Source organism: Denitrobaculum tricleocarpae, assembly GCF_007004665.1.
Lineage (GTDB): Bacteria > Pseudomonadota > Alphaproteobacteria > Kiloniellales > Kiloniellaceae > Denitrobaculum > Denitrobaculum tricleocarpae.
On record NZ_ML660053.1, the window covers coordinates 316,901 to 337,023 of the forward strand.

Genomic DNA, 20,123 nt, shown 5'->3' on the forward strand with positions numbered 1-20,123 from the left:
GTTCCTCACACCTGATCCCGCAGACGCGGATTGAGGAAGAGATAAGCGATATCGGCCAGCAGGTTCATGAGGATAAAGCCCACGGCGGTGCAGAGCACGACGCCCTGGACCACGGCATAGTCGCGGTTAAAGACGGCATCGACGATCAATTTGCCGAAGCCGGGAATGGTGAAGATCTGTTCGGTCAGCACCGCGCCCGCCAGCAGTTCGCCGAACAGCAGGGCGCTCAGGGTGACGATGGGCAGCAGGGCATTGCGGAAGGCATGTTTTAAGACCACGACGCTCTCGAACAGGCCCTTGGCCCGGGCAGTACGGACGTAGTCCGCTTTCAGCACGCCGAGCATGGCGCTGCGGGTATGACGCATCAGCGTCGCGGCAAGCGCGGTGCCCAGGACGAAGGCGGGCATGATCATGGTCTCGATCGATTTGACGGGGTCTTCGAACAGCGGCTGGTAGCCCGAGGCGGGCAGCCAGCCGAGGTTCACCGAAACCAGCAGGATCAGCATGATGCCGAGCCAGAAGTTGGGAACGGAAAGGCCCGACAAGGCAACAACGTTCGCCACGTAGTCGATCATGGTGCCCTTTTTGACGGCGGAGAGGATACCGGCCGGAATGCCGATAACCATGGCGATGATCATGGCCATGACGGCGAGTTGGATCGTGACCGGCAGCTTTTCCTTGATCAGTTCCAGGACCGGCTGATTGGTGCGGAGCGAGATGCCGAAATCACCCTGCAGCACCGAGCTGACCCAGTAAAAATACTGGATCGGGATCGGCTCGTTAAGGCGGTACTTTTCACGCAGAAAGGCGATGACTTCGGGATCGCGTTCCTCGCCGGCGAGCACCAGGATCGGATCGCCGGGCAGGAGTTTTTGCAGGGTGAAGATAAAGATCGACACCAGCACCAGGGTTGGGATCGTGATCAGTATGCGTCGGCCGATATAGGAGTACATGGTTCCGGGATCGTTCAGCGTGCTCTATCGCGAAGTGCGTTTCTAGATCAGATCCGGATTAGATGGAATCGCCTTCGGCGATCCGTCGTATCGGTGAATCTGCTCTAGAAACGCATTTTGCTCTGGGCCGCTGCCTGCAAAAGAGGGAAAAAAGGGGGCCCGGTGTTCCCGGGCCCCTAGGCTGGCACTAATCTAGTTAACCTTGACGTTCTCCAGGCGGATCATGCCATCGGGATAAGGTGTGAAGCCTTCGACCTTGCTGGACATGGCCCAGATCCAGGTCGGGTGGTAGAGGTAGATGATCGGCAGGTCGTTCTTCAGGATCTGACGGGCTTCGTCGTACTTGACTTTCCGCACGGCGTTGTCCGTCGACTGACGGGCTTCGTTCAGCAGGGCATCGACTTCCGGGTTGCAGTACTTGGAATCGTTGATGCCGCCTTCGCAGGTCATGAACTGATGGATGTTGCCGTCCGGGTCGACCCGGCCGGACCAGCCGACCTGGCTGCCCTGATAATCACCGGCAGACTGGGCCTGCAGAAGACTGGCGAACTCGGTCGCCTTGATCTTCACGTCGAAGCCCGCTTCCGCTGCCATGGCCTGGACCACCTGCATGACCTGCATCTGGACCGGGTTGTTGGCAACCTGAACGCTGATCTCAAGCTTGTCGTGACCGGCTTCCTTCAAGAGGGCCTTGGCCTTCTCGACATCGCGTGCCGGCATGGGCGTGTTCTTGTCGTACCAGGGGCTGTTGGCCGGATAGGGCTGGTTGCCCGGGTTGAAGGCACCCTCGAAGACAACCTGGTTCAGGGCTTCACGGTCGATGGAGAGTTCCAGCGCCTGCCGGACCCGTGGATCCTCACCCAGAGGGTTCTTCGCCATCTCACCATTGGCGACGTTGATGGTGATGCCCTGATAGCCCAGGCTGACCGCCTCGGCATATTTCAGGCTGGAATCGGCCTTGACCGATGCGGCGTCGGGGGCGGCCAGACGCTCGAGCAGATCCAGATCACCCGCGCGCAGGTTGGCGAGGCGCACCGTGGTATCGGGGATCGGCAGGTAGGTCACCTTGTCAACGTGGATGGCGTCCGCGTTCCAGTAGTCGGCGAACTTCTCCAGGACGATCCGGTCCTGCTGAACCCGTTCGACGAACTTAAAGGGGCCGGAACAGATGGGCTGAAGGCCAAGCTCGACGCCCTTCTCCGCGGCGGCGGTCGGCGAGAGCATCATGCCGGCACGGTCGGCGAACTGAGCGATCAGGGTTGCGTCCGGCGCGGCCAGGGTGAATTTCACCTGGTGGGAGCCGGTGACTTCCGTGGTCTCGATCGAGGAGAGTTCACTTTTCCGGCGGGACTCCGGCATGGTCTTGGAGCGCTCGATGTTCGCCTTGACGGCTTCCGCATCGAAGGCTGTACCGTCGTGGAAGGTGACCCCTTCGCGCAGATCCATGGTCAGGGTCAGCCCATCATCGGACCAGTTCCAGGCCGTGGCGAGCTGCGGGATGATTTCCAGATCCGGCGTGATGTCCACCAGCTTGTCGCAAACCGCGGCGTAGACGATACGTCCCACGAAGGTCCGCGATTGATCCGGATCGAGCACGTCCGGGTCATCCTGCAGGGCGATCCTGAGTTCGGCGGCCGAGACCCCCGTGATGGCGCCGGGGGCGACCCCGGCAGCCAATGCCGCCATCATCGCGGCGAGTGTCAGTTTACGCATTTCCTTGTCTCCTCTGTTTAAAGTCACTCTGTAAATTATTGTTATATCCCGTTCTTGGGGGGATTTTGTTTCAGTTTTCACGACCTGGAGGCGCCTGCCTCCGTCTTATCAGGAGGCATCCGCTTCCAGGTTTGTTTCGCTCCAGTTTCTGTAGAGTTCGAAGCGCCGGGCCGCGGGGTCGCCGCGTGCCGGTTCCGCATCCAGACCCGAGTCGGGGCGCTCGATCTCGCGCCAGAAGTGGCAGGCCACCTGGCGTCCGTCTCCCCCCGGCTCCGGGACCGGCTCCAGGACCGGTTTGTCTCTGGCGCAGCGGTCTTGCGCGTGGGGGCAACGGGTGTGAAAGCGGCACCCGGGCGGCGGCGCCGAAGGGCTCGGCACATCGCCGCTCAGGCCTTCCGACATGGGCCGGGCGTTGGGGAAGGGGACCGGGATCGCCGCCATCAGCGCCTGGGTGTAAGGGTGCAGCGGTTTGTCGTAGAGGGCATCGGTCGGCCCCAGCTCGATCATTTCGCCCAGGTACATGACCCCGACCCGGTCGCTCATATGCCGGATCACCGCGAGATCATGCGCGATGATGATCAGGGTCAGGCCGAACTCATCCTTCAGGTCCTCCAGCAGGTTGACCACCTGTGCCTGGATCGAGACGTCCAGTGCCGAAACCGGCTCGTCGCCGATGATGACCTTGGGGCCGCTGGCGAGCGCCCGGGCGATGCCGATGCGCTGGCGCTGGCCGCCGGAGAATTCATGGGGGTAGCGGTCGGCATGCTCCGCGCGCAGGCCGACCCGGCCCAGCAACTGCGCGACCCGCTCCTTGCGCTCGGCGCTGGTTCCGCCGACGCCATGGACCTGCATGGGCTCCTCGACGATCGCGCCCACGGTCATGCGCGGATTGAGCGACGAGAAGGGGTCCTGGAAAATGAACTGCAGCTCGCCGCGCAGATTTCTCATCTCTGAGTCGGAGAGCCCGCTGATGTCCTGCCCGTCGTAGATGACCTGACCGCCGGTCAGAGACAGCAGGCGGATCAGCAGCCGGGCGAGGGTCGACTTGCCGCAGCCGGACTCTCCGACAATGGCGAAGGTCTCGCCGCGCCGGATGTCGAAGCTCACCCCATCCACCGCCCGGACCGGCGCCGAGCTGCCGAAGAGGCGCGCCGGTCCGGCGAAATGCCGGGTGACGTTTCTGGCTTCAAGGATCGGCGTGCCGGGGGTGTCTGAAACCTGTTTCGTCATGACGCCGCCTCGCCGATATTCTCTTCGAGCGGCACACGGAAGCAGGCGACCGCGTGATCCTCACTCAGCTGTGACAAATGTGGGACATTTCGACTGCAATCCGGGGTATAAAACGGGCAACGTGTCGCAAAACGGCATCCGTTCGGCATGGCATCGGCAGGCGGGACCATGCCTGCCACCGTGACCAGACGCCCGCTGCGTTTGGCTAAGGACGGCATGGAACTCATCAGGCCAAGCGTATAGGGATGCTGGGGATTTTCGAAAATTTCCCCCACCGGTCCGGCCTCGACGATCCGCCCCGCGTACATGATCGCGACCTTGTCCGCGACCTCCGCCACGACACCCAGGTCATGGGTGATCATGATCAGGGCAGTGCCGGTCTCTTTCTGTAAGCTATTGATAAGTTTGAGAATTTGTGCCTGGATCGTGACGTCCAGCGCTGTCGTCGGCTCATCCGCGATCAAAAGACTGGGATCGTTCGCCAGCGCCATGGCGATCATCACTCTTTGGCGCATCCCGCCGGAAAGCTGGTGGGGATACTCCTTCAAACGCTTTTCAGGCGCGGGAATCCGGACCCGTTTCAGCATCTCCAGCGCCCGGTCCAAGGCCTCGGCTTTTGTAACTTTCCGGTGGCGGCGCACCGCTTCACTGATCTGTTCGCCCACCGTGTAGACCGGGTTGAGGGAGGTCATGGGCTCCTGAAAGACCATGGCGATCCTGTCGCCGCGGATCTCCGAGATTTCCGATTTTGGCAGAGATAACAGGTCTTTACCGTCGAAGGCCGCCCTGCCGGATGTGATCTCCGCCGGCGGGCTGGGCAACAGGCCCATGAGCGAAAGGGCCGTGATGCTCTTGCCGCAGCCGGACTCTCCGACCAGACAAAGTGTCTCACCCGGCGCCACGGAAAAGGAGACACCGTCCACCAGATTGCTGTTGATGCCTTTGAAGCCGATCGAGAGATTCTGGACCGCAAGCACCGGCTTTACGGGGTCGGCACGCGGAGCGGATCTCTTGTTGGCCGCGTTTCCCGGCGAGTTCGAGGCCTCCACGAGAGCGGATTCAGGATGCATGGCTGAGACCACCGGCCGTTACGGCCAGAAGGCGTTCGTGAAGCGAGAGAATGTGCTGGCGGGCCGCGGCTTCTGCACCCGCCGGATCGCGCCGTTCGATAGCTGCAACAATCGTGTCGTGCTGGTCAGTGTAGAGCACGCGGCTTTCCTGGCTGCGCGCCATTTCGCGCACGTGATGCCACGCCGGGTCCTGACGGACCTTGTCGACAATATTGAAGAGAGCCAGAAACAGCGTATTTCCAGCGGTTTGCGCGATGTAGCGGTGCAGGGCGCTATCCCAAAGTTCGCGGCTGTCCGCGTCTTGCGCCTCGCTGATTTTGCGGGTCAGGTCGCGCAGATGCCTGATATCATCCTCGGTCGCGCGCAACGCGGCCAGCTGCGCCAGGGCGGGTTCGATCCGCAGGCGCACTTCCATGACCTCGAAAAAATTCGAGCGGCTTGAGAGGCCATCGATCACGGGACCGCTTTTGTCGGGTGCGGGGCCGACATAGGTTCCCGAGCCCTGGCGCCGCCAGATCCGGCCTTCGGATTCCAGAACCTCGAGCGCACGCCTGACCGCTCTGCGCCCGACTCCCAGAGTCTCGGACAGCTCCCGCTCGGTCGGCAACTGCCGATCCGTGGCCGAAAGGTCCTGGTCGAGCATCTCGCGCAGCCGTTCGAGCGCCAGGCTCGAGTTGCTTGATCTGAGGGTGCTTTGGCCGGCGTTCGCGCGCCCGCTCATGTCAGGTGTGGGTTTTTTGCCGTCTTTTTGCGTGTCGGACTGCATACGAGCTGATCCAGGGATAGGGAAACCAATCAGAAGACGTCACATGATTGATTCGAATTGGTTCGATTGCAAGCTGAGTTATCAGGCATTCTGAGTCCTGAGCCTATTTGCCTGCCTGGAACTCGCCCGGAATTCAAGGGTAATTCACTGTAAAAATTGCCCAGAAAAGCGCCTTTTTTTCGAATGTTCTGCCCGAATGGGATGCGGTTGACTCTGTGGTGAGCATGACGGGACCAATTCTGATTGGTATCAGTTCAATAGACATGCCAAGTGAAAACCGGCGGCATGCCGCCATTTCTGCAGCGAACCCGACTTGGCCTGTTTGCCGCCTCTGTTTGTCTAAGGCGTGCAGATCTCCTGTGCCGCAGAATTGGGCAAGCGGTCGCTGAGGAATCTGTACCAGCTCACGTATCTGAGGCGGGATGAACTGGTGGCGCGCGCCATGGCGCCGCTTTCCGAGCAGAGGGCCAGCATCTTTTCACTGTCGTCCAGGAAAAGACCGATCAGATCCCGGCTTTGGGCATAACGCGCGGGCCTGATTGTTTCATTGAAGTAGCTGCGGCGCAGATCCTGCTGGCATTCGCGTCTTTCCAGGGGATCGGTCTCGGCGCCACAGGTGTTCGAGATCACAGCGGGTGTCGGACAGGAATTGACGGTCGCGTCGCAGCCGCAGTCACCCTGTTCGATGCAGCGTTGGCCGCTTTCCTTCACCGCCCAAACGTTGAAGACCGCCGTCGTCGCCGCAAGATAGATAGCTCCTTGATCGGCATCCGGATCCGCGAGTTGGCCGGATTGAGCGAATGCTGTGAGTCCCTCGGCGATCTCGCTTGCGGCCGCTTCCAGCTCATCTGCCGCGCGGTCGATTGCCTTTGGCGGCGAGGCTGTGAGATCGCAGACCACGCCCCATCCTGCAAGAAGCGGGTCGAAATACTCCGCGAAAAGGAAATCACGGGTGAAACGTCCGGTCTGGGAGACCAGATTGCCTTTCGCTGCTTCCACGTCGCTCTTCAGCAGGCCGGCGAGGCCGACGTTTCCGACCTGCAGGTGCATCATGGCGTCGAGAACCGTGAGATGTGCGGCTTCAGCATCTTTCGTGCCGAATTGAACTCGAAAGGCCCGGATGGCGCTGCGTGTCTGCGAAAACGTGGGCTGTGATGCGGCGGGCAAGCTCGAAAGGCAGCCCGGTTGCTCGCCCTCACCAGAGAGAAAGAGTTCTGCAAACTCTGCGCGATAGATATCGTGGATATCTTCAAGCGCCTGCTTTTGTGGCAGGACTTTCGGCAGGTTGCCTCCGGGGCCCGTCGCTTCACACGCGGCTAGGACCGCGAGACAGGTTGCTGCGATCAGGGCGGATCGAACTATCTGCATCGGTTCTCTCTCTTCAGGGTAAGTCGGCTCCAGCAGGGTCGAGTTGGGCGATCACGCCACGGATGAAGCTGTCGAAAGTCTCGCTGCCGCCTTCCGCCAGCGTGAAAGGGGCCGCCAGATAACTCAGGATGATCCGCTCGAGGAAGTCCGGCAGGTTCTCCCCGTCAATTGATGTGCCGACCTCAGCCTCAGCGGCGGCGAGTGACAGGGTCAAAAGGTTCTTGAGTTCGTCATGCCCGACTGCGTCACCGGCAAGGAGCACGCCGCCCCGCCGCGCAACCGCCGTCAGGCTCTTCCTCAAAGCCTCAACCATGGCCGGTCCCGAGAGGAGTTTGGTCGGATCGCTTATCAGGCCGTCAATGATACCGACGGTGAGCGGTTGAAGGATGTCGGCTTCGTCGAAACCGGCCCAGACGGCAGGGTTGGCAGCCACCGCCCGTATTGAGGCGGTCAGAGCCTCCTTGCGCCCGGCGCGTGTCAGCAAGGGTCTGACACCCTCGGCGCCCAAGGCGCCGCCGACCGTCACGAGAACGCTGCGGAAACGCTCATCCATCTCGACCAGCGCAAGATTGTTGGTGGCGGATTTCAATGCCGCATCAGTGATGGCGATCACATCGTCGCGTTGCAGTCCGTCGCCGACGGCCTGACCTGCAGCCTCGAAGGCGGCGCTGACCACTGTTGCCGCAAAGCGGTTGTTCCGAGCGACCAGGTCGGGGTGATCCGATAGGACGACAAGGCTTTGCGAGACAATGTCGCGCAGCGTCTCACGCTCGAAGCTCTCCTTCAGCGGTGTGTCCGACAGAACCTGAGCCAAATTCGTGACCAGATCGGTGGCGAAGGGCGGGAGCGCCGTTGTGCTGGCAAGGGCACGCGGATTGGAAGCGACAGCGCCAAGCGCGACCTGATAGATCCCCGCGAAGATCCGGCCGGTGCCCAGCTCGCGGAAAAACTCGTTCGCTGCCGCGCGCTCGCCGATGCTGCCTGCAACCGCGGTTGCGACCGCGGTAATCAGAGGCCGATCGCCGATCCTGCCTTTCAGGACTCCTTCGACGTTTTGAGCGCCAGCTGCGAGGCCCGCTTCAATCACGCCGAAGATTGCCGTTTTGTCTCCGTCCAGTATTTCGGGAAAGCCATCGGCAAAGGCGTTGAGAGTTGCCGTGATAACGTCCTTCGCGGCCTTGTCGGAGGACAGGAAAGAGGGGTCCGAGGCGACCTGCCGAAAGAGGCTGGAGGTTAAATCCTTAAAGCCTTCGGCGGTGATCAATCGTGCGAAGAATTCGTCCGCGCGCGCCTTGTCGCCCGCGGCGTCGCCGGCTTCGGCCCGCCCGGCGGCACGCACATCGTTGAGCGCGCCGAAGAGGGCCTTGAGCGCTGCTTCGTTTGGAAGGCTGTCGGGGTTGTCGAGGGCGGCGAAGAGCGCGGAGCCGAGCAGGCTCTGGTAGATCGTTCTGATCGAAAAGTCGTCGAAATCCTGCTTCACCGCGAATTCGGAAATGACAGATTCGACCAGGACCCGTGTCTTGGGATTGGCAATAAAGCTCGAGGCATTCTCGCCGAGAAATTCGAGAGCGGTGTCCACAGTCGCGAGCGCGAGGCGCGCGAATACGGGATTGCGCGACAGACGCTGAGACTCAACGACGTAGTAGGCCAGCCGCATTTCGGTATTTGGCCCGGAACTCGCCAGCGCGCGCAGGTCGCCAGGGCCGGCACCCTCGCTTGCAAGGAGTGTGGCCGGAATGTCGGCTGCCTCGAAGTAGAGCGTGTAACACCTGTTCAGTTTTGCCGCGGGCGGATTGAGATCATTTGTCACGGCGGCTTTTACGTCTGCGAAATCCGTGACGCGATCGCGGCTATGAAGAATCGCGAGACCAGTTGGTGATTCGAAGAACACCCACATTTGACGCAAAAACTGACTCCGGTCTTCGCGCTTTGGGGCAGGGGGCAGGCGGAAGGGCAAGCCCTTCGTTGTTTCATTCAGGGAGAGTATCGTGTCGACCCGGCCACGGTACTTAAGCACCGCCGTGATCGCGGACATGATAACCGACACTGGTATCGTCACGCAGCTTCCCCCCGTCTGTTGCCGACGTCGTGTTTCTGTTTAGGTTAGCACAGCGGCCGCCGCAGGTAGAACAACAGGCGGCGGAATGACGATCAAAGTGCTAACGCCTGAGCCGTGCTGACTCAGATGATCACGGTTTCACCGGTTCTGAAGGCGCGGCGAAAGCGTTCCAACCCGTGGCTGCCGCCGTTGACCAGCCGTCTGGCAGCGCGTAAGTCACCGCGCACAATGGCTTCCTTTATTCGCCGTTCTTTGACCTTCAGGAAGGCTGCGAGAACATCCGCGGCGACCTCAGGCTCGTTGGCCCGATCCGGGTTTTCCACCAGTTCGTTTCCCAATCCGATTTTTTCACCGATCCGCGCATAATTATCGCGCCCGGTGAGTTGAATGTAGCCTCTGCCCTTGAAGAGATCTCCGTCGGGCTTGCCCTGGTTGCCCAGATCACGGCGATTGTCGTAGAGATCGAAGGGATGGCCTCCGGGCGAGGTGTTGAAGCGTGATTTACCTTCCGAGATCGGCAGGAACCCGGCGGTCTCCGCGCGGATGGTCGCCAGCGCCATCAGCACCATATTTTTGTCTGCAAGCTCGCTCGCAACCAGCGAGCTCAGGACGGGCGGCAGATTAGTTTCGATATTCACGCGCGGGGTTGAGGGGAACATTTTCGAAACCCGCTCGACCGTCACGCTTGCAATGGCCAGTGGTGGATCGGGTTCTATATCCGCGGAGAGGCTGGCCAGCGTCTGCGGTCCTGCGATGCCGTCGACGAGCAAACCCTCACTGGTTTGAAAGGCTCGTAAAGCCCTCTCCGTCGCTCCGCCGAAATGACCGTCTATCGCGCCCGGATTAAAGCCCGCTTGCTTCAGCTTTTCCTGAAGCTCTCTGACCTCATTATTTCGCATGCCGCGTTTCAGCGTTGCCATCGTTCCCCGCCATTCTTTTTGATTGTACGCAGGCGAATAGTATCACAAGATTTTCATCAGGTACTGGTTTTGTATTCCCAGGCTTTCTATGTTCAATGCTATGGGGCAGGCGTTTCCCCGCTGGCGGCGGCTTTCACCAGAGACTTAAAGCTGCGTTTCCGGGGAAAACTCTGAGCCATAACGCGATCGTAATACTGTTGGATTACATATGCTTCCTGTATCGCCTTTAATTGTCACTCAGATTTCACGCCCGTGTGACAGGCTTGGTGCTTGTATGTCATAAGTGGTCGTACAATATTATTTGTGACGAGGCTAATAAGGCGAAAGTCTACCTTGCATTAAGGCGCAATAGCTTAATCGGCGGCGGGTAGGCGATACAGCTACGTTTCGTTCCATCTTTATTTCAAGACTGCGCCTGAACGGAGCGATTAAAATCAACGACGTACCGCACGATATACCGCAGCCGTATAAGGTAACGCTTCGGCCTGGAGATCTGCTCTTTGGTGAAGGCGAGCAGGGCGAGCGTGCCTATGTGGTGGAAAACGGTGTCGTCGAGGTGGTTAAGCAGACCTCCGAAGGTTCAGTGACCCTGGCCAGGCTCGGCCACGGCGAGATCGTCGGCGAGATGGCGCTGTTCGACAACGCGCCGCGATCCGCAACGGTTGTGGCCGTTGAGGAGACAACGCTGCTCTCGATCGACCGCCTGCAGATTGACGCGAAAATTCGAAACGCCGATCCTACAATTGCCCTGCTTATCGACACCCTTACCAATCGTCTGCGCTCTATGCAGAGCCTCTTGGGCGCACCGAGCCTGCCGAATACGGTGAGTGAACCTGGCGATGGGACTTTGCTTGCAGCGCGCGCGGGCACAGAAGATGTCAGACAGATCCTCCGCTTCGAGCGCCAACTTATCGCCGGCCTGGAAAATGATCAGTTTTTTGTCGAATTCCAGCCCATTATGAGCCTTGAGACCGATGATATAGCCGGGTTCGAGGCCCTGGTGCGCTGGCGTCATCCCGATCTGGGGAATGTATCCCCCCAGCGCTTTATTCCGGTCGCGGAAAACCTCGAAGCGGTCGTCCAGCTCGACCGCGAGATCATCGCTCGAAGCCTCTCCTTTATCTCCGAAGCGAACCGGGTTCGCGAGGAGGTTTGCCCGTCCCACCGCGACTGCGAACCGATCCATGTGTCTTTCAATCTCTCGACGGTGCGTCTGTCCGACGGCAGCGTGATCAGCGACATCGACGCCGCCCTCGCAGAGCACAGTGTTGATCCGGCGATGCTGAAGGTCGAGGTAAACGAACAGATCCTGATCCGGGATGCCCAGCAGGCAATCGCGATCCTTTCCGAGTTGCGCAGCCGTGGCATCGGGGTCCTTTTGGATGACTTTGGGACCGGCTACTCCTCTTTGAGCTATCTTGCCCGCTTGCCGATCGATATTCTCAAGATCGACCGCAGCTTCGTCAAAGCCATGACGCGCTCGGAGCAGAGCAAAACCATTCTGGCGTCAATCTGTGCAATGGCCGGAGCACTGGGAAAAGATGTCATTGCCGAAGGCATCGAGAAGCCGGAGCAGGCGAGGATGCTGACCGAAATGAACTGTTCTTTCGGACAGGGTTACTACTTCGCGCAGTCGATGCTGGCCGAAGACGCTCTTGCATTCATCAGGTCCGTGACGCCGGCGGCGCAAAAGGCCTGACACGAACCGGCTCACATCAGTGATCTTTGCTTTTAAGCGCTTTGGTCACCGTGGTTCTTCACGATTGCCGCAAGAGCGGCGGAGGCCAGCCGGGCGGCCGGAGGGTCAGCGCGGCTTGTGAGCAGGATCGGGACCTTTGCCCCCAACCCGATGCCGGCGGCACAGGCATTCATGTAATGCACCATCATCTTAAAGAGCGCATTACCGGTCACGATATCCGGTACGACGATGATGTCGGCATGTCCGGCGACCGGATGATCGACACCCTTGGTGCGCGCCGCATCCGCAGATAAGGCCAGATCCATGGCCAGCGGGCCGAAGACGTCGGCGCTCTTTACGCTGTCCCGCGCCCAGTCGGTGAGAAGCTTTGCCTCGATGCTGGAGGGCATTTGCTCCATTTGCTCCTCGGTTGCAGAGAGAAGGGCGACTTTTGGTTTCTCGATGCCCAATGCGTGCGCCAAATCGACGGCATTCTGAATGACGGCTTTCTTGGTTTCGACGTCAGGGTGAATATTGACAGCGCAGTCGGTCAGCAGAAGCTGTCCTTCCCGGCCGGGTACGGTCATGTGAAAGACGTGGGTCAGACGCCGCTCCGTGCGCAGGTTCGCATTTCGGCTGAGCAAGGCGCGCATGAAGACATCGGTGTGGATGTGCCCCTTCATGACGGCAGCAACGTCGCCGCCGCTGGCGGCGCTTGCAGCGGCAATCGCGGCCGATTGCTCGTCTCCGGACTCTATCACCTCGTATCCGGAGATATCCCAGTTGAGCTCGGAGGCATATTTCTGAATGGCATCGCTGTCGCCAAAAAAGACCGGTTCGATGACCCCCGCGCTGGCCGCGTCGTAGGCGCTTTCCATGACCACAGCGGCACCCGCATTAACGATGGCAGTGCGCAGCGGCGCTGAAGATCTTGCCGCGCGCAGAAGACTCTGCGGGCATTCAACCTGGTTTTTTCCGAGCATTCGATGACTCCCGAGATTTATTCCATCACGCCGGGCCGACAATCTTGTCGCTGTGATTCGGCGTGCCCGTGTCGTCTGGAGCTGTCACGCGGTATTGGCTGGGCTCCCGCGCTGGCACGGCTTCTCGTGTGCCGCGCTACTCCAATTCTCTAAAAATGAGACTTTGAGTCTCAATAAGATTAAAGATGCGAATCAAGTCAAGCAAAACCTGGAGCCAGACGTCATCTTTGGCGGTGAGAGCCTCGCACGATTTTGATGGCCGCACTCGCTTTATCGCTGCAGAGGTTAACTCGACGCGTTGTCGGCTGAGGGCGCTGGTGAGGATGCGGGGTCGAGCGCAACGCGGTAAAGTTCCTTCGCTGCGTTCCGCAGAAGGTCGATATGCGTCATCGCAGCGTCCAGGCTCATGCGTTGCGCAGGGGCGTGAATCGCAAGCGTCGCAACGAAATCACCGTTTTCATTTTGCACCGGCACCGCGATGGCGACCATGCCTTCGACAAATTCTTCATTGTCGACCCCCAGCTGATTCTTTCGCGTGACTTCCAGGGCCGCCAGTAATTCGTCTTTGTCGGTGATGGTGTTGGGCGCGTGTCGCTCCAGCTTTAAGCCTTCGACCAGTCGGCGCTGCTGTGAGCGCCGCAAGGTGCTGAGGTAAAGCTTGCCGCTCGCCGTGCAGTAAAAAGGCACATGCCCGCCGACGGGGAGTTCGATCCGGATCGGCCAATGGGTCTCAACCCGGTCCAGATAGATCATGCCGTTGCTGTCAGGCAGGGTGATGTTGCAGGTTTCGCCGACCTGCTCGGAGACCTGCTTTAAGATCGTGTGACGGAGTTGGGCCAGCGGCGCAAAACTCAAGACGCCCGCAGCGATACTGCGCAGGCGATTGCCCGGCAGGTAGCGCCGGCCATCGATGTCCTTGGTCAGATAGCCGTCCAGATACAGCTCGTTGCAGAGCCGGTGCAAAGTCGGTTTTGGCAACCCCAGGCTTTCGTTGATGTCGGTGGGCGTCATGGGAAACCCGGCCTGTGTCAGGACTTCAAGGATGTAAAGACGCCGCAGCCCGGGCGGTGTGCGATCCGCTTTGCCGTTGTTCTTTGCCTTGCCTTGTTGCGCCATTCTTGCCTGTCCACTCGGGAGCTGGGGGTTTTTGACGTCGAACCTCATTCGACGGAACTGGAGCCTGTCGACCGGGAATAGTTGGTATACGCCGCGCCCCAGCTAAACAAGCATAATGCTCGGGCGCGGCTGGACAAACACGCCGCGGTTTCTCGCAAGGGGCGATGTGGTGCCGTGGGCCTGTGTGAGGATATTTGCTACTCCTCTTACGTTAGCGTTGCATTAAAAAGAGCTGAACCGTTTGATTTTTTGAATTTTTTCCGCACAGCTTGCCTGCCCGCGCGGGGATAACTCTATAGATCAATGTAACAACCCGCTCTTGTTTGTTCCTCCGTCGCGACTACGTGAATAGGGTGCGATTCGAACAACTGGAGGTGCTTATGCATGGCGTGATGGTAATGGGGCCGGGGCCCGGATACGAAAAGTATCCCGAACATACCGTTCATCTCGAACGGGATGACAGGCGCATTCAGGTCAACTTTCAGGGTGTGACAATTGCCGACACCCGGAATGCGATAATGCTGCACGAAGCAGGCTACGACCCGGTCGCCTACATTCCGCGTGGCGACGTCCGGACCGAACTCCTCAGCGAGACGTCCCGGGAAACACACTGTCCCTTCAAAGGCTATGCGTCCTACTGGTCAATAGAGGTTGGCGACAAAACGGCTGAGAATGCAGCCTGGGCCTATCCGAGAAGCTATGAAGAGGTCACAGAACTGGCCGACTGCATCGCGTTCGACAAGCGCTTTGTGGAGGTAGTCGTCGTCTCTGAACACTGACGGATCCCCACGCGAACCGCTTGTCGATCAGGCCTAGACGATAATGCTTTCGTAATAGTGGTTCTCCGTATTGCACCGGCTGACACGCAATTCGACCGGCACACCTTTGAGATTGTGGGCCACCCGCTCGATCAACTGCAGGGGTGAGCCCTTTTTGACGCCGAGCCACGCAGCGTCCTGAGGTGATGCCCCGATCGCTCGCAGGTGTTCGACCGCTCGGCTGATCGTAACGCAGTAGCGTTCCTCGTAGAGCTGATAGAGATTGTTCGGCAGGTCTTCCAGGGGCAGTTTGTCCAGGTCGGGGAAGACCTTGGCCGGAACCACGATGCTCTCCGCGATGACCGGTTCTCCTTCAAGACTACGTACCCGGTCGATCTGAATCACGCGGGCTGCGGACTGCAGGCCCAGTTTCTGACTTTCTTCACGTAACGCCCGACGGCGCGTGATGCCCTTCTCCTGACTGGACGGCATCTGGCGGACACCGCTTTTGCTGATGATATGAAAAAAGTGGAACAACGCCCGATCCGGTGTGTGCGCGGCCACGAAGGTGCCTTTGCCCTGGTGCCGGATGACCAGGTTTTCTGCCGCCAAGGCGTCGAGCGCCTTTCGAACGGTGCCCTGACTGACGCCATAGTCCTGCCCAAGGCGGGTTTCGCTGGGCAATAGATCTCCCGGACTCCAGGCGCCCTGATAGATCTGCTGGATGATCAGCTCTTTGACTTGACTATAAAGCGGCGCACTGCCGCGAATGGTTTTCATTTCATTCAAGGTATTTGCCACCTTTGCCGGAGGTGTTATCGCCTGTATTCAACCCGGTGCCCGACATACCGCGTTTGCAGCTCTTTGTCTTGACCGCACTATAATCCCGATTCAGAAAAATCATGCAACTCTTATATAAGAGTTAAAAGAATATCTTGACCCAAGAAGCCGGGCGGGCATAACGTCGAATAAATTTCACGCCGCCCCAGGTGAAGTCATGTTCGGTGGGCGGATTTCTGTATGGGAGGATATAAGTGGCAGCACCCGACTTTCTCGTCCATGAGACGAAAGACACCGTTGGTGTTATCGTGGTCGAAGGCATCGAAGCCGGTCAGGAATTGACCGGTTGGCTGATGGAGACCGACGAGACGCTCTCGATCAAAGCGCTCGACCCGATTCCGCTGGGGCACAAGGTTGCCCTGGGCGATATCACGAACGGCGATACCATCATCAAGTACAGCCATGACATCGGCAAGGCGGTGGCCGATATCGGCAAGGGACATCATGTCCACGTTCACAACGTCAAAACCAAGAGGTGGTAGGCATGGCGCATTCAAGTTTTTGGGGATATCGCCGCGAGAACAACCGTGTCGGTGTCCGGAACCACGTCATCATCCTGCCGCTTGACGATCTCTCCAATGCGGCCTGCGAGGCCGTGGCGAACAATATCCAGGGCTGCATGGCCCTGCCGCATCATTACGGCCGTCTGCAGTTCGGCGAGGATCTGGAGCTGCATTTCCGCACCCTGATCGGCACCGGCAGCAACCCCAACGTCGCCGCCGTGGTCGTGATCGGTATCGAGCCGGTCTGGACCAAGCGGATTGTCGACGGCATCGCAGCCACCGGAAAGCCGGTGGAGGGTTTTGCGATTGAACAGAACGGCGACATCAACACCATTGCCGCCGCTTCGCGCAAAGCGAAGGAATTCGTTCAGTGGGCCAGTGAAAAGACCCGTGAGGAATGCGGCCTGGGCGAGCTCTGGGTTTCCACCAAGTGCGGAGAGTCCGACACAACCTCCGGCCTGGCCTCGAACCCGACGGTCGGCAACTTCATCGATAAGGTCGACGTCCAGGGCGCGACCACCTGTTTCGGTGAGACCTCCGAGTTGACCGGCGCGGAGTTGGAGTGTGCCAAGCGTGGCGTGACGCCCGAAATCGGCAAGAAGTTCCTGGCCACCTGGCAGGCTTACATGGACGATGTGATCGAGCCTCACAAGACCAGCGACCTTTCCGACAGCCAGCCGACCAAGGGCAACATCGAGGGCGGTTTGACCACCATCGAGGAGAAGGCGTTCGGCAACTTCGAGAAGATCGGCAAGAAGACGAACTTCGTCGATGTCTTGCAGCCGGCCGAGCAGCCATCCAGTGGACCGGGTCTCTATTTCATGGATACCTCGTCCGCCGCTGCCGAATGCGTCACCCTGCAGGCGGCCGCCGGCTTCGTGGTCCATCTCTTCCCTACGGGACAGGGCAACATCATCGGAAACCCGATCGAACCTGTCATCAAGCTGACCGCAAACCCGCGGACCGTGCGGACTATGGGCGAGCATGTCGATGTGGACGTGTCCGGCATTCTGCGCCGGGAGATGAACCTGGATGAGGCCGGTGACGCCTTGCTCGATATGACCATCCGAACCTGCAACGGCCGTTTGACGGCAGCGGAAGCGCTCGGCCACCGCGAGTTCGTCATGACCAAGCTCTATCGGAGTGCCTAGGTAAAGGAGCGACGAAATCCGGGCGGCAGTGAGAGCCGTGCCGCCCGGATAAGCATGCAGCTAAGGCGCATGCGATTGAGAAGGAACTCTCAGGGCGGGCCGGTCGGCTATCCCGTTGTCGGTTTTCGATCTGCTTGCTTTTGTCCAAGCCCAACCAATCGCGAGTGCGTCCAGTTCCATAGAAATCCGGACCAAGGTTCGGCTGCAATCAAACCCAGTCACGACAGGTCATGCAATCATGCCCGATATCGTTGTTTCCGAATTCATGGACCAGGCTGCCGTCGACGACCTGAACAGGGACTTCGACGTTCACTACGATCCTGATTTGGCCGACCGGCCGGAGGAGTTGATCAGGCTTGTTGCCGCTGCGCGCGCGCTGATCGTCCGGAACCGGACACAGGTGCGCGGTGGTCTGCTTGAGGCGGCAAACAGCCTGGAGGTGGTCGGGCGTTTGGGTGTGGGGCTCGATAACATCGATCTGGAGGCCTGTGGAGCCCGCAACATCGAGGTTTGCCCGGCCAGTGGTGCGAACGACGACTCTGTTGCGGAGTATGTGATTGCGATGACCATGGTTCTGCTGCGCGGCGCTTTTCAGACGCGCGATGCGGTGATTGCAGGCGAGTGGCCTCGTCAGGCCTCCATCGGGCGGGAGGCCGCGGGCAAGCAGATGGGGCTGATCGGTTATGGCGGGATTGCGCGCAACGTCGCAGTCCGTGCCCGTGCCATGGGCATGCGGACCGCAGCATTCGATCCTTTCCTGCCGCCCGATCATCCGGTCTGGTGGGATTGTCAAAAATGCGAGCTCAACGACCTCCTGGCGTCCAGTGACGTCATCAGCCTGCATGTTCCGCTGAACGATGAGACGCGAAATCTACTCGATGCGGAGGCGATTGCCGGATTGAAGAAAGGGGCGGTCGTGATTAACACGGCCCGGGGCGGCGTGATCGATGAGCCTGCTCTGGCAGAGGCTTTGAGGATGGGGGCGCTGGGTGGAGCGGCGCTCGACGTCTTTGCGGTTGAGCCTTTGACAGCGCAAGCCGGCAGTCAATTTGCAGGCGTGCCCAACCTCTTTCTTACCCCTCACATTGCCGGCGTAACCGAGGAGGGCAATGTGCGGGTCAGCGCCGTTACCGCAGATAACGTGCGGAAAGTCTTGGAGAAACGGCGATGACTGAGACAGGTTTCTTTTCGGCGGGGGATCTCCGGGATCTCGCTTGCCGGGTTCTGATGGCCCACGACACCTCTGCGGGGAATGCCGCCAGTGTCGCCGCCGCCCTGGTCGCGGCCGAGGTCGACGGGCAAAAGGGGCACGGTCTCTCCCGCTTGGCAGCCTATTCGGCCCAGGCGGCATCCGGGAAGGTTCAGGGCCATGCGGTTCCGCTGGCCGAACCTGCCGGCACGGCGGCAATTCGTATCGATGCGAAGGCGGGTTTTGCATTTCCCGCGATGGATCTCGCGATTGAAAAGCTGGCAGGGATGGCGCCGGAATGCGGGATTGCCATGGCGGGCGTCTTTCACTCGCACCATTTCGGGCAGTCTGGGTATCATGCCGAACGCCTCGCCCGACGGGGGCTGATCGGTCTGATCCTGGGCAACAGCCCAAAGGCCATTGCGCCCTGGGGCGGCCGGGATGGCGTATTCGGAACCAACCCCATCGCCTTTGCCGCACCACGGCGTGCGGCCGAACCTCTGCTGATCGACCTGAGCTTGAGCAAGGTTGCGCGCGGTAAGGTCATGGTTGCCGCCAAGAACGGCACGCCCATTCCCGAAGACTGGGCGCTGGACAAGGACGGTCAGCCCACGACCGACGCCAAGGCCGCCCTGGAAGGGACCATGATCCCGATTGGTGATGCCAAGGGGGCGGCGCTGGTCCTGATGGTTGAAGTGCTGGCCGCCGCCGTGACCGGTGCGAATTTCGGGTTCGAGGCCTCGTCTTTCTTTACGGCGGACGGACCACCGCCAGGGGTGGGGCAGAGCCTCATCGCCATCGACCCGAACCGTCTCTCCGGCGGCGCCTTTGCCGAACGTCTCGAGGTGCTGCTGAATGCCATCGTGGCACAACCGGGCACGCGTTTGCCCGGCATGCGGCGTCTGAGCATGCGGGAGAAGGCCAGGAAGGAGGGGATCGCCGTCGACCACGGTTTTATCGAGGAATTGGAGCAGCTTGCGCGAAAGTAGTTACGTCCGTGGCTTGAAGTCCGATGGTGCAAGTCTGATAGCGAGGCTTAAAATGACTTGCTGCAAACCACTGCTGTGGGTCTAAACTGTGATCGTGATCGGCGATCATTTCCTTTGATCTCTCGTTACACCCCGGTCTCATCCGCGAAAGGACAACGCTCCGTGATTGATCTCTACACCTGGACGACACCCAATGGCCGCAAGGTCTCAATTATGCTTGAAGAGCTGGAAATGCCGTACCAGGCGATTCCAATCAACATCACGAACGACGATCAATTCGCACCCGACTTTCTGAAAATCAGCCCAAACAACAAAATTCCGGCGATTGTCGACACGGAGACGGGGACTTCTCTGATGGAGTCCGGAGCAATCATGCTCTATCTCTCCAAAAAGGCTGGCGGAAAACTGGTTCCCGGTGATGAAGCCGGATATTGGCGCATGATGGAATGGCTGATGCTGCAGATGGGCGGTGTCGGGCCGATGCTGGGACAGGTCCATCACTTCGTGAAGTTCAATCCCGGCAAGGCACCCTACGCCGAGGAACGCTACAGCAACGAAGCCAAGCGCCTGTACGGCGTTCTGGATAAGCAACTGGGCGAATCACCCTATCTTGCAGGCGATGAACTCTCTATCGCGGATATTGCCACCTGGCCGTGGATCTCGCGCTTCGAATGGCAGCAGATTGACCTTAAAGACTTCCCGAATCTGGCGCGCTGGTACACGGAGTTGGCGGTGCGGCCGGCTTTCCAGCGCGGCTATCATGTGCCCAAGCAGATGGGCGAAGTGCCAATGCCTTGAGCAGGCCGACGCAGGCGCGAGACTGGTAACCGGAGAAGA

Annotated in this window: 18 protein-coding genes; 7 read left to right on the forward strand and 11 right to left on the reverse strand. The window is 59.8% G+C overall.

All coding sequences use genetic code 11. The features are described from left to right. Positions 1-5: 5 nt before the first annotated feature. The 8 genes from FKG95_RS06335 to FKG95_RS06370 all read right to left on the reverse strand — a co-directional run bounded on the left by FKG95_RS06335 (position 6) and on the right by FKG95_RS06370 (position 10,058). The gene (locus FKG95_RS06335) at positions 6-953 is read right to left on the reverse strand and encodes an ABC transporter permease (RefSeq protein ID WP_142895486.1); all 948 of its coding nucleotides are present in this window, start codon (positions 951-953) and stop codon (positions 6-8) included. 192 nt (positions 954-1,145) lie between these two features. Further along, positions 1,146-2,666: an ABC transporter substrate-binding protein gene (locus tag FKG95_RS06340; protein WP_142895487.1), complete on the reverse strand. Its 1,521-nt coding sequence runs from the start codon at positions 2,664-2,666 to the stop codon at positions 1,146-1,148. Positions 2,667-2,774: 108 nt separating this feature from the next. Then, positions 2,775-3,896: an ABC transporter ATP-binding protein gene (locus tag FKG95_RS06345; RefSeq protein WP_142895488.1), complete on the reverse strand. Its 1,122-nt coding sequence runs from the start codon at positions 3,894-3,896 to the stop codon at positions 2,775-2,777. Further along, positions 3,893-4,966, reverse strand: a complete 1,074-nt coding sequence (locus FKG95_RS06350; protein ID WP_142895489.1) for an ABC transporter ATP-binding protein — start codon at positions 4,964-4,966, stop codon at positions 3,893-3,895. The genes FKG95_RS06345 and FKG95_RS06350 overlap by 4 nt, the downstream gene beginning before the upstream one ends. Further along, complete coding sequence (locus FKG95_RS06355; RefSeq protein WP_218940090.1) at positions 4,956-5,732, reverse strand: FadR/GntR family transcriptional regulator; 777 nt, start codon at positions 5,730-5,732, stop codon at positions 4,956-4,958. The genes FKG95_RS06350 and FKG95_RS06355 overlap by 11 nt, the downstream gene beginning before the upstream one ends. Positions 5,733-6,071: 339 nt before the next feature. Further along, positions 6,072-7,100: a hypothetical protein gene (locus tag FKG95_RS06360; protein WP_142895490.1), complete on the reverse strand. Its 1,029-nt coding sequence runs from the start codon at positions 7,098-7,100 to the stop codon at positions 6,072-6,074. A 13-nt stretch (positions 7,101-7,113) separates the two neighbouring features. Beyond that, positions 7,114-9,159: a hypothetical protein gene (locus FKG95_RS06365; RefSeq protein WP_142895491.1), complete on the reverse strand. Its 2,046-nt coding sequence runs from the start codon at positions 9,157-9,159 to the stop codon at positions 7,114-7,116. A 122-nt stretch (positions 9,160-9,281) separates the two neighbouring features. After that, entirely contained in the window at positions 9,282-10,058 is a 777-nt protein-coding gene (locus FKG95_RS06370; RefSeq protein WP_218940091.1) for a peptidoglycan-binding protein, read from the reverse strand. Positions 10,059-10,533: 475 nt separating this feature from the next. Between FKG95_RS06370 and FKG95_RS06375 the strand changes: the two genes are divergently transcribed. Further along, the gene (locus FKG95_RS06375; protein ID WP_281281435.1) at positions 10,534-11,778 is read left to right on the forward strand and encodes an EAL domain-containing protein; all 1,245 of its coding nucleotides are present in this window, start codon (positions 10,534-10,536) and stop codon (positions 11,776-11,778) included. 32 nt (positions 11,779-11,810) lie between these two features. Here the strand turns inward: FKG95_RS06375 and FKG95_RS06380 are convergent, their stop codons facing one another. Beyond that, positions 11,811-12,740: a bifunctional enoyl-CoA hydratase/phosphate acetyltransferase gene (locus tag FKG95_RS06380; RefSeq protein WP_142895494.1), complete on the reverse strand. Its 930-nt coding sequence runs from the start codon at positions 12,738-12,740 to the stop codon at positions 11,811-11,813. Between the two features lie 285 nt (positions 12,741-13,025). Continuing rightward, positions 13,026-13,856, reverse strand: coding sequence for an IclR family transcriptional regulator (locus FKG95_RS06385; RefSeq protein ID WP_142895495.1), 831 nt, complete (start codon positions 13,854-13,856; stop codon positions 13,026-13,028). A 380-nt stretch (positions 13,857-14,236) separates the two neighbouring features. Between FKG95_RS06385 and FKG95_RS06390 the strand changes: the two genes are divergently transcribed. Next, positions 14,237-14,635, forward strand: a complete 399-nt coding sequence (locus FKG95_RS06390; RefSeq protein ID WP_142895496.1) for a DUF427 domain-containing protein — start codon at positions 14,237-14,239, stop codon at positions 14,633-14,635. 33 nt (positions 14,636-14,668) lie between these two features. Here FKG95_RS06390 and FKG95_RS06395 read toward each other — a convergent pair whose 3' ends face one another. Beyond that, positions 14,669-15,394: a GntR family transcriptional regulator gene (locus tag FKG95_RS06395; protein ID WP_246116727.1), complete on the reverse strand. Its 726-nt coding sequence runs from the start codon at positions 15,392-15,394 to the stop codon at positions 14,669-14,671. 254 nt (positions 15,395-15,648) lie between these two features. On the opposite strand from FKG95_RS06395, the gene FKG95_RS06400 reads away from it, so the two are divergent. From FKG95_RS06400 to FKG95_RS06420, 5 genes are all read left to right on the forward strand, one after another. Then, positions 15,649-15,936 carry a UxaA family hydrolase gene (locus FKG95_RS06400; RefSeq protein WP_142895498.1) on the forward strand — a complete coding sequence of 96 codons (288 nt, stop codon included), beginning with the start codon at positions 15,649-15,651 and terminating at the stop codon, positions 15,934-15,936. A gap of 2 nt (positions 15,937-15,938) precedes the next feature. Then, complete coding sequence (locus FKG95_RS06405) at positions 15,939-17,108, forward strand: UxaA family hydrolase (protein ID WP_142895499.1); 1,170 nt, start codon at positions 15,939-15,941, stop codon at positions 17,106-17,108. Between the two features lie 238 nt (positions 17,109-17,346). Next, complete coding sequence (locus FKG95_RS06410; protein ID WP_142895500.1) at positions 17,347-18,279, forward strand: hydroxyacid dehydrogenase; 933 nt, start codon at positions 17,347-17,349, stop codon at positions 18,277-18,279. Then, complete coding sequence (locus FKG95_RS06415) at positions 18,276-19,286, forward strand: Ldh family oxidoreductase (RefSeq protein ID WP_142895501.1); 1,011 nt, start codon at positions 18,276-18,278, stop codon at positions 19,284-19,286. The genes FKG95_RS06410 and FKG95_RS06415 overlap by 4 nt, the downstream gene beginning before the upstream one ends. A gap of 162 nt (positions 19,287-19,448) precedes the next feature. After that, a complete protein-coding gene (locus tag FKG95_RS06420) occupies positions 19,449-20,084 on the forward strand; it encodes a glutathione S-transferase family protein (RefSeq protein WP_142895502.1) in 636 nt (211 codons plus the stop codon). Positions 20,085-20,123: the final 39 nt, after the last annotated feature.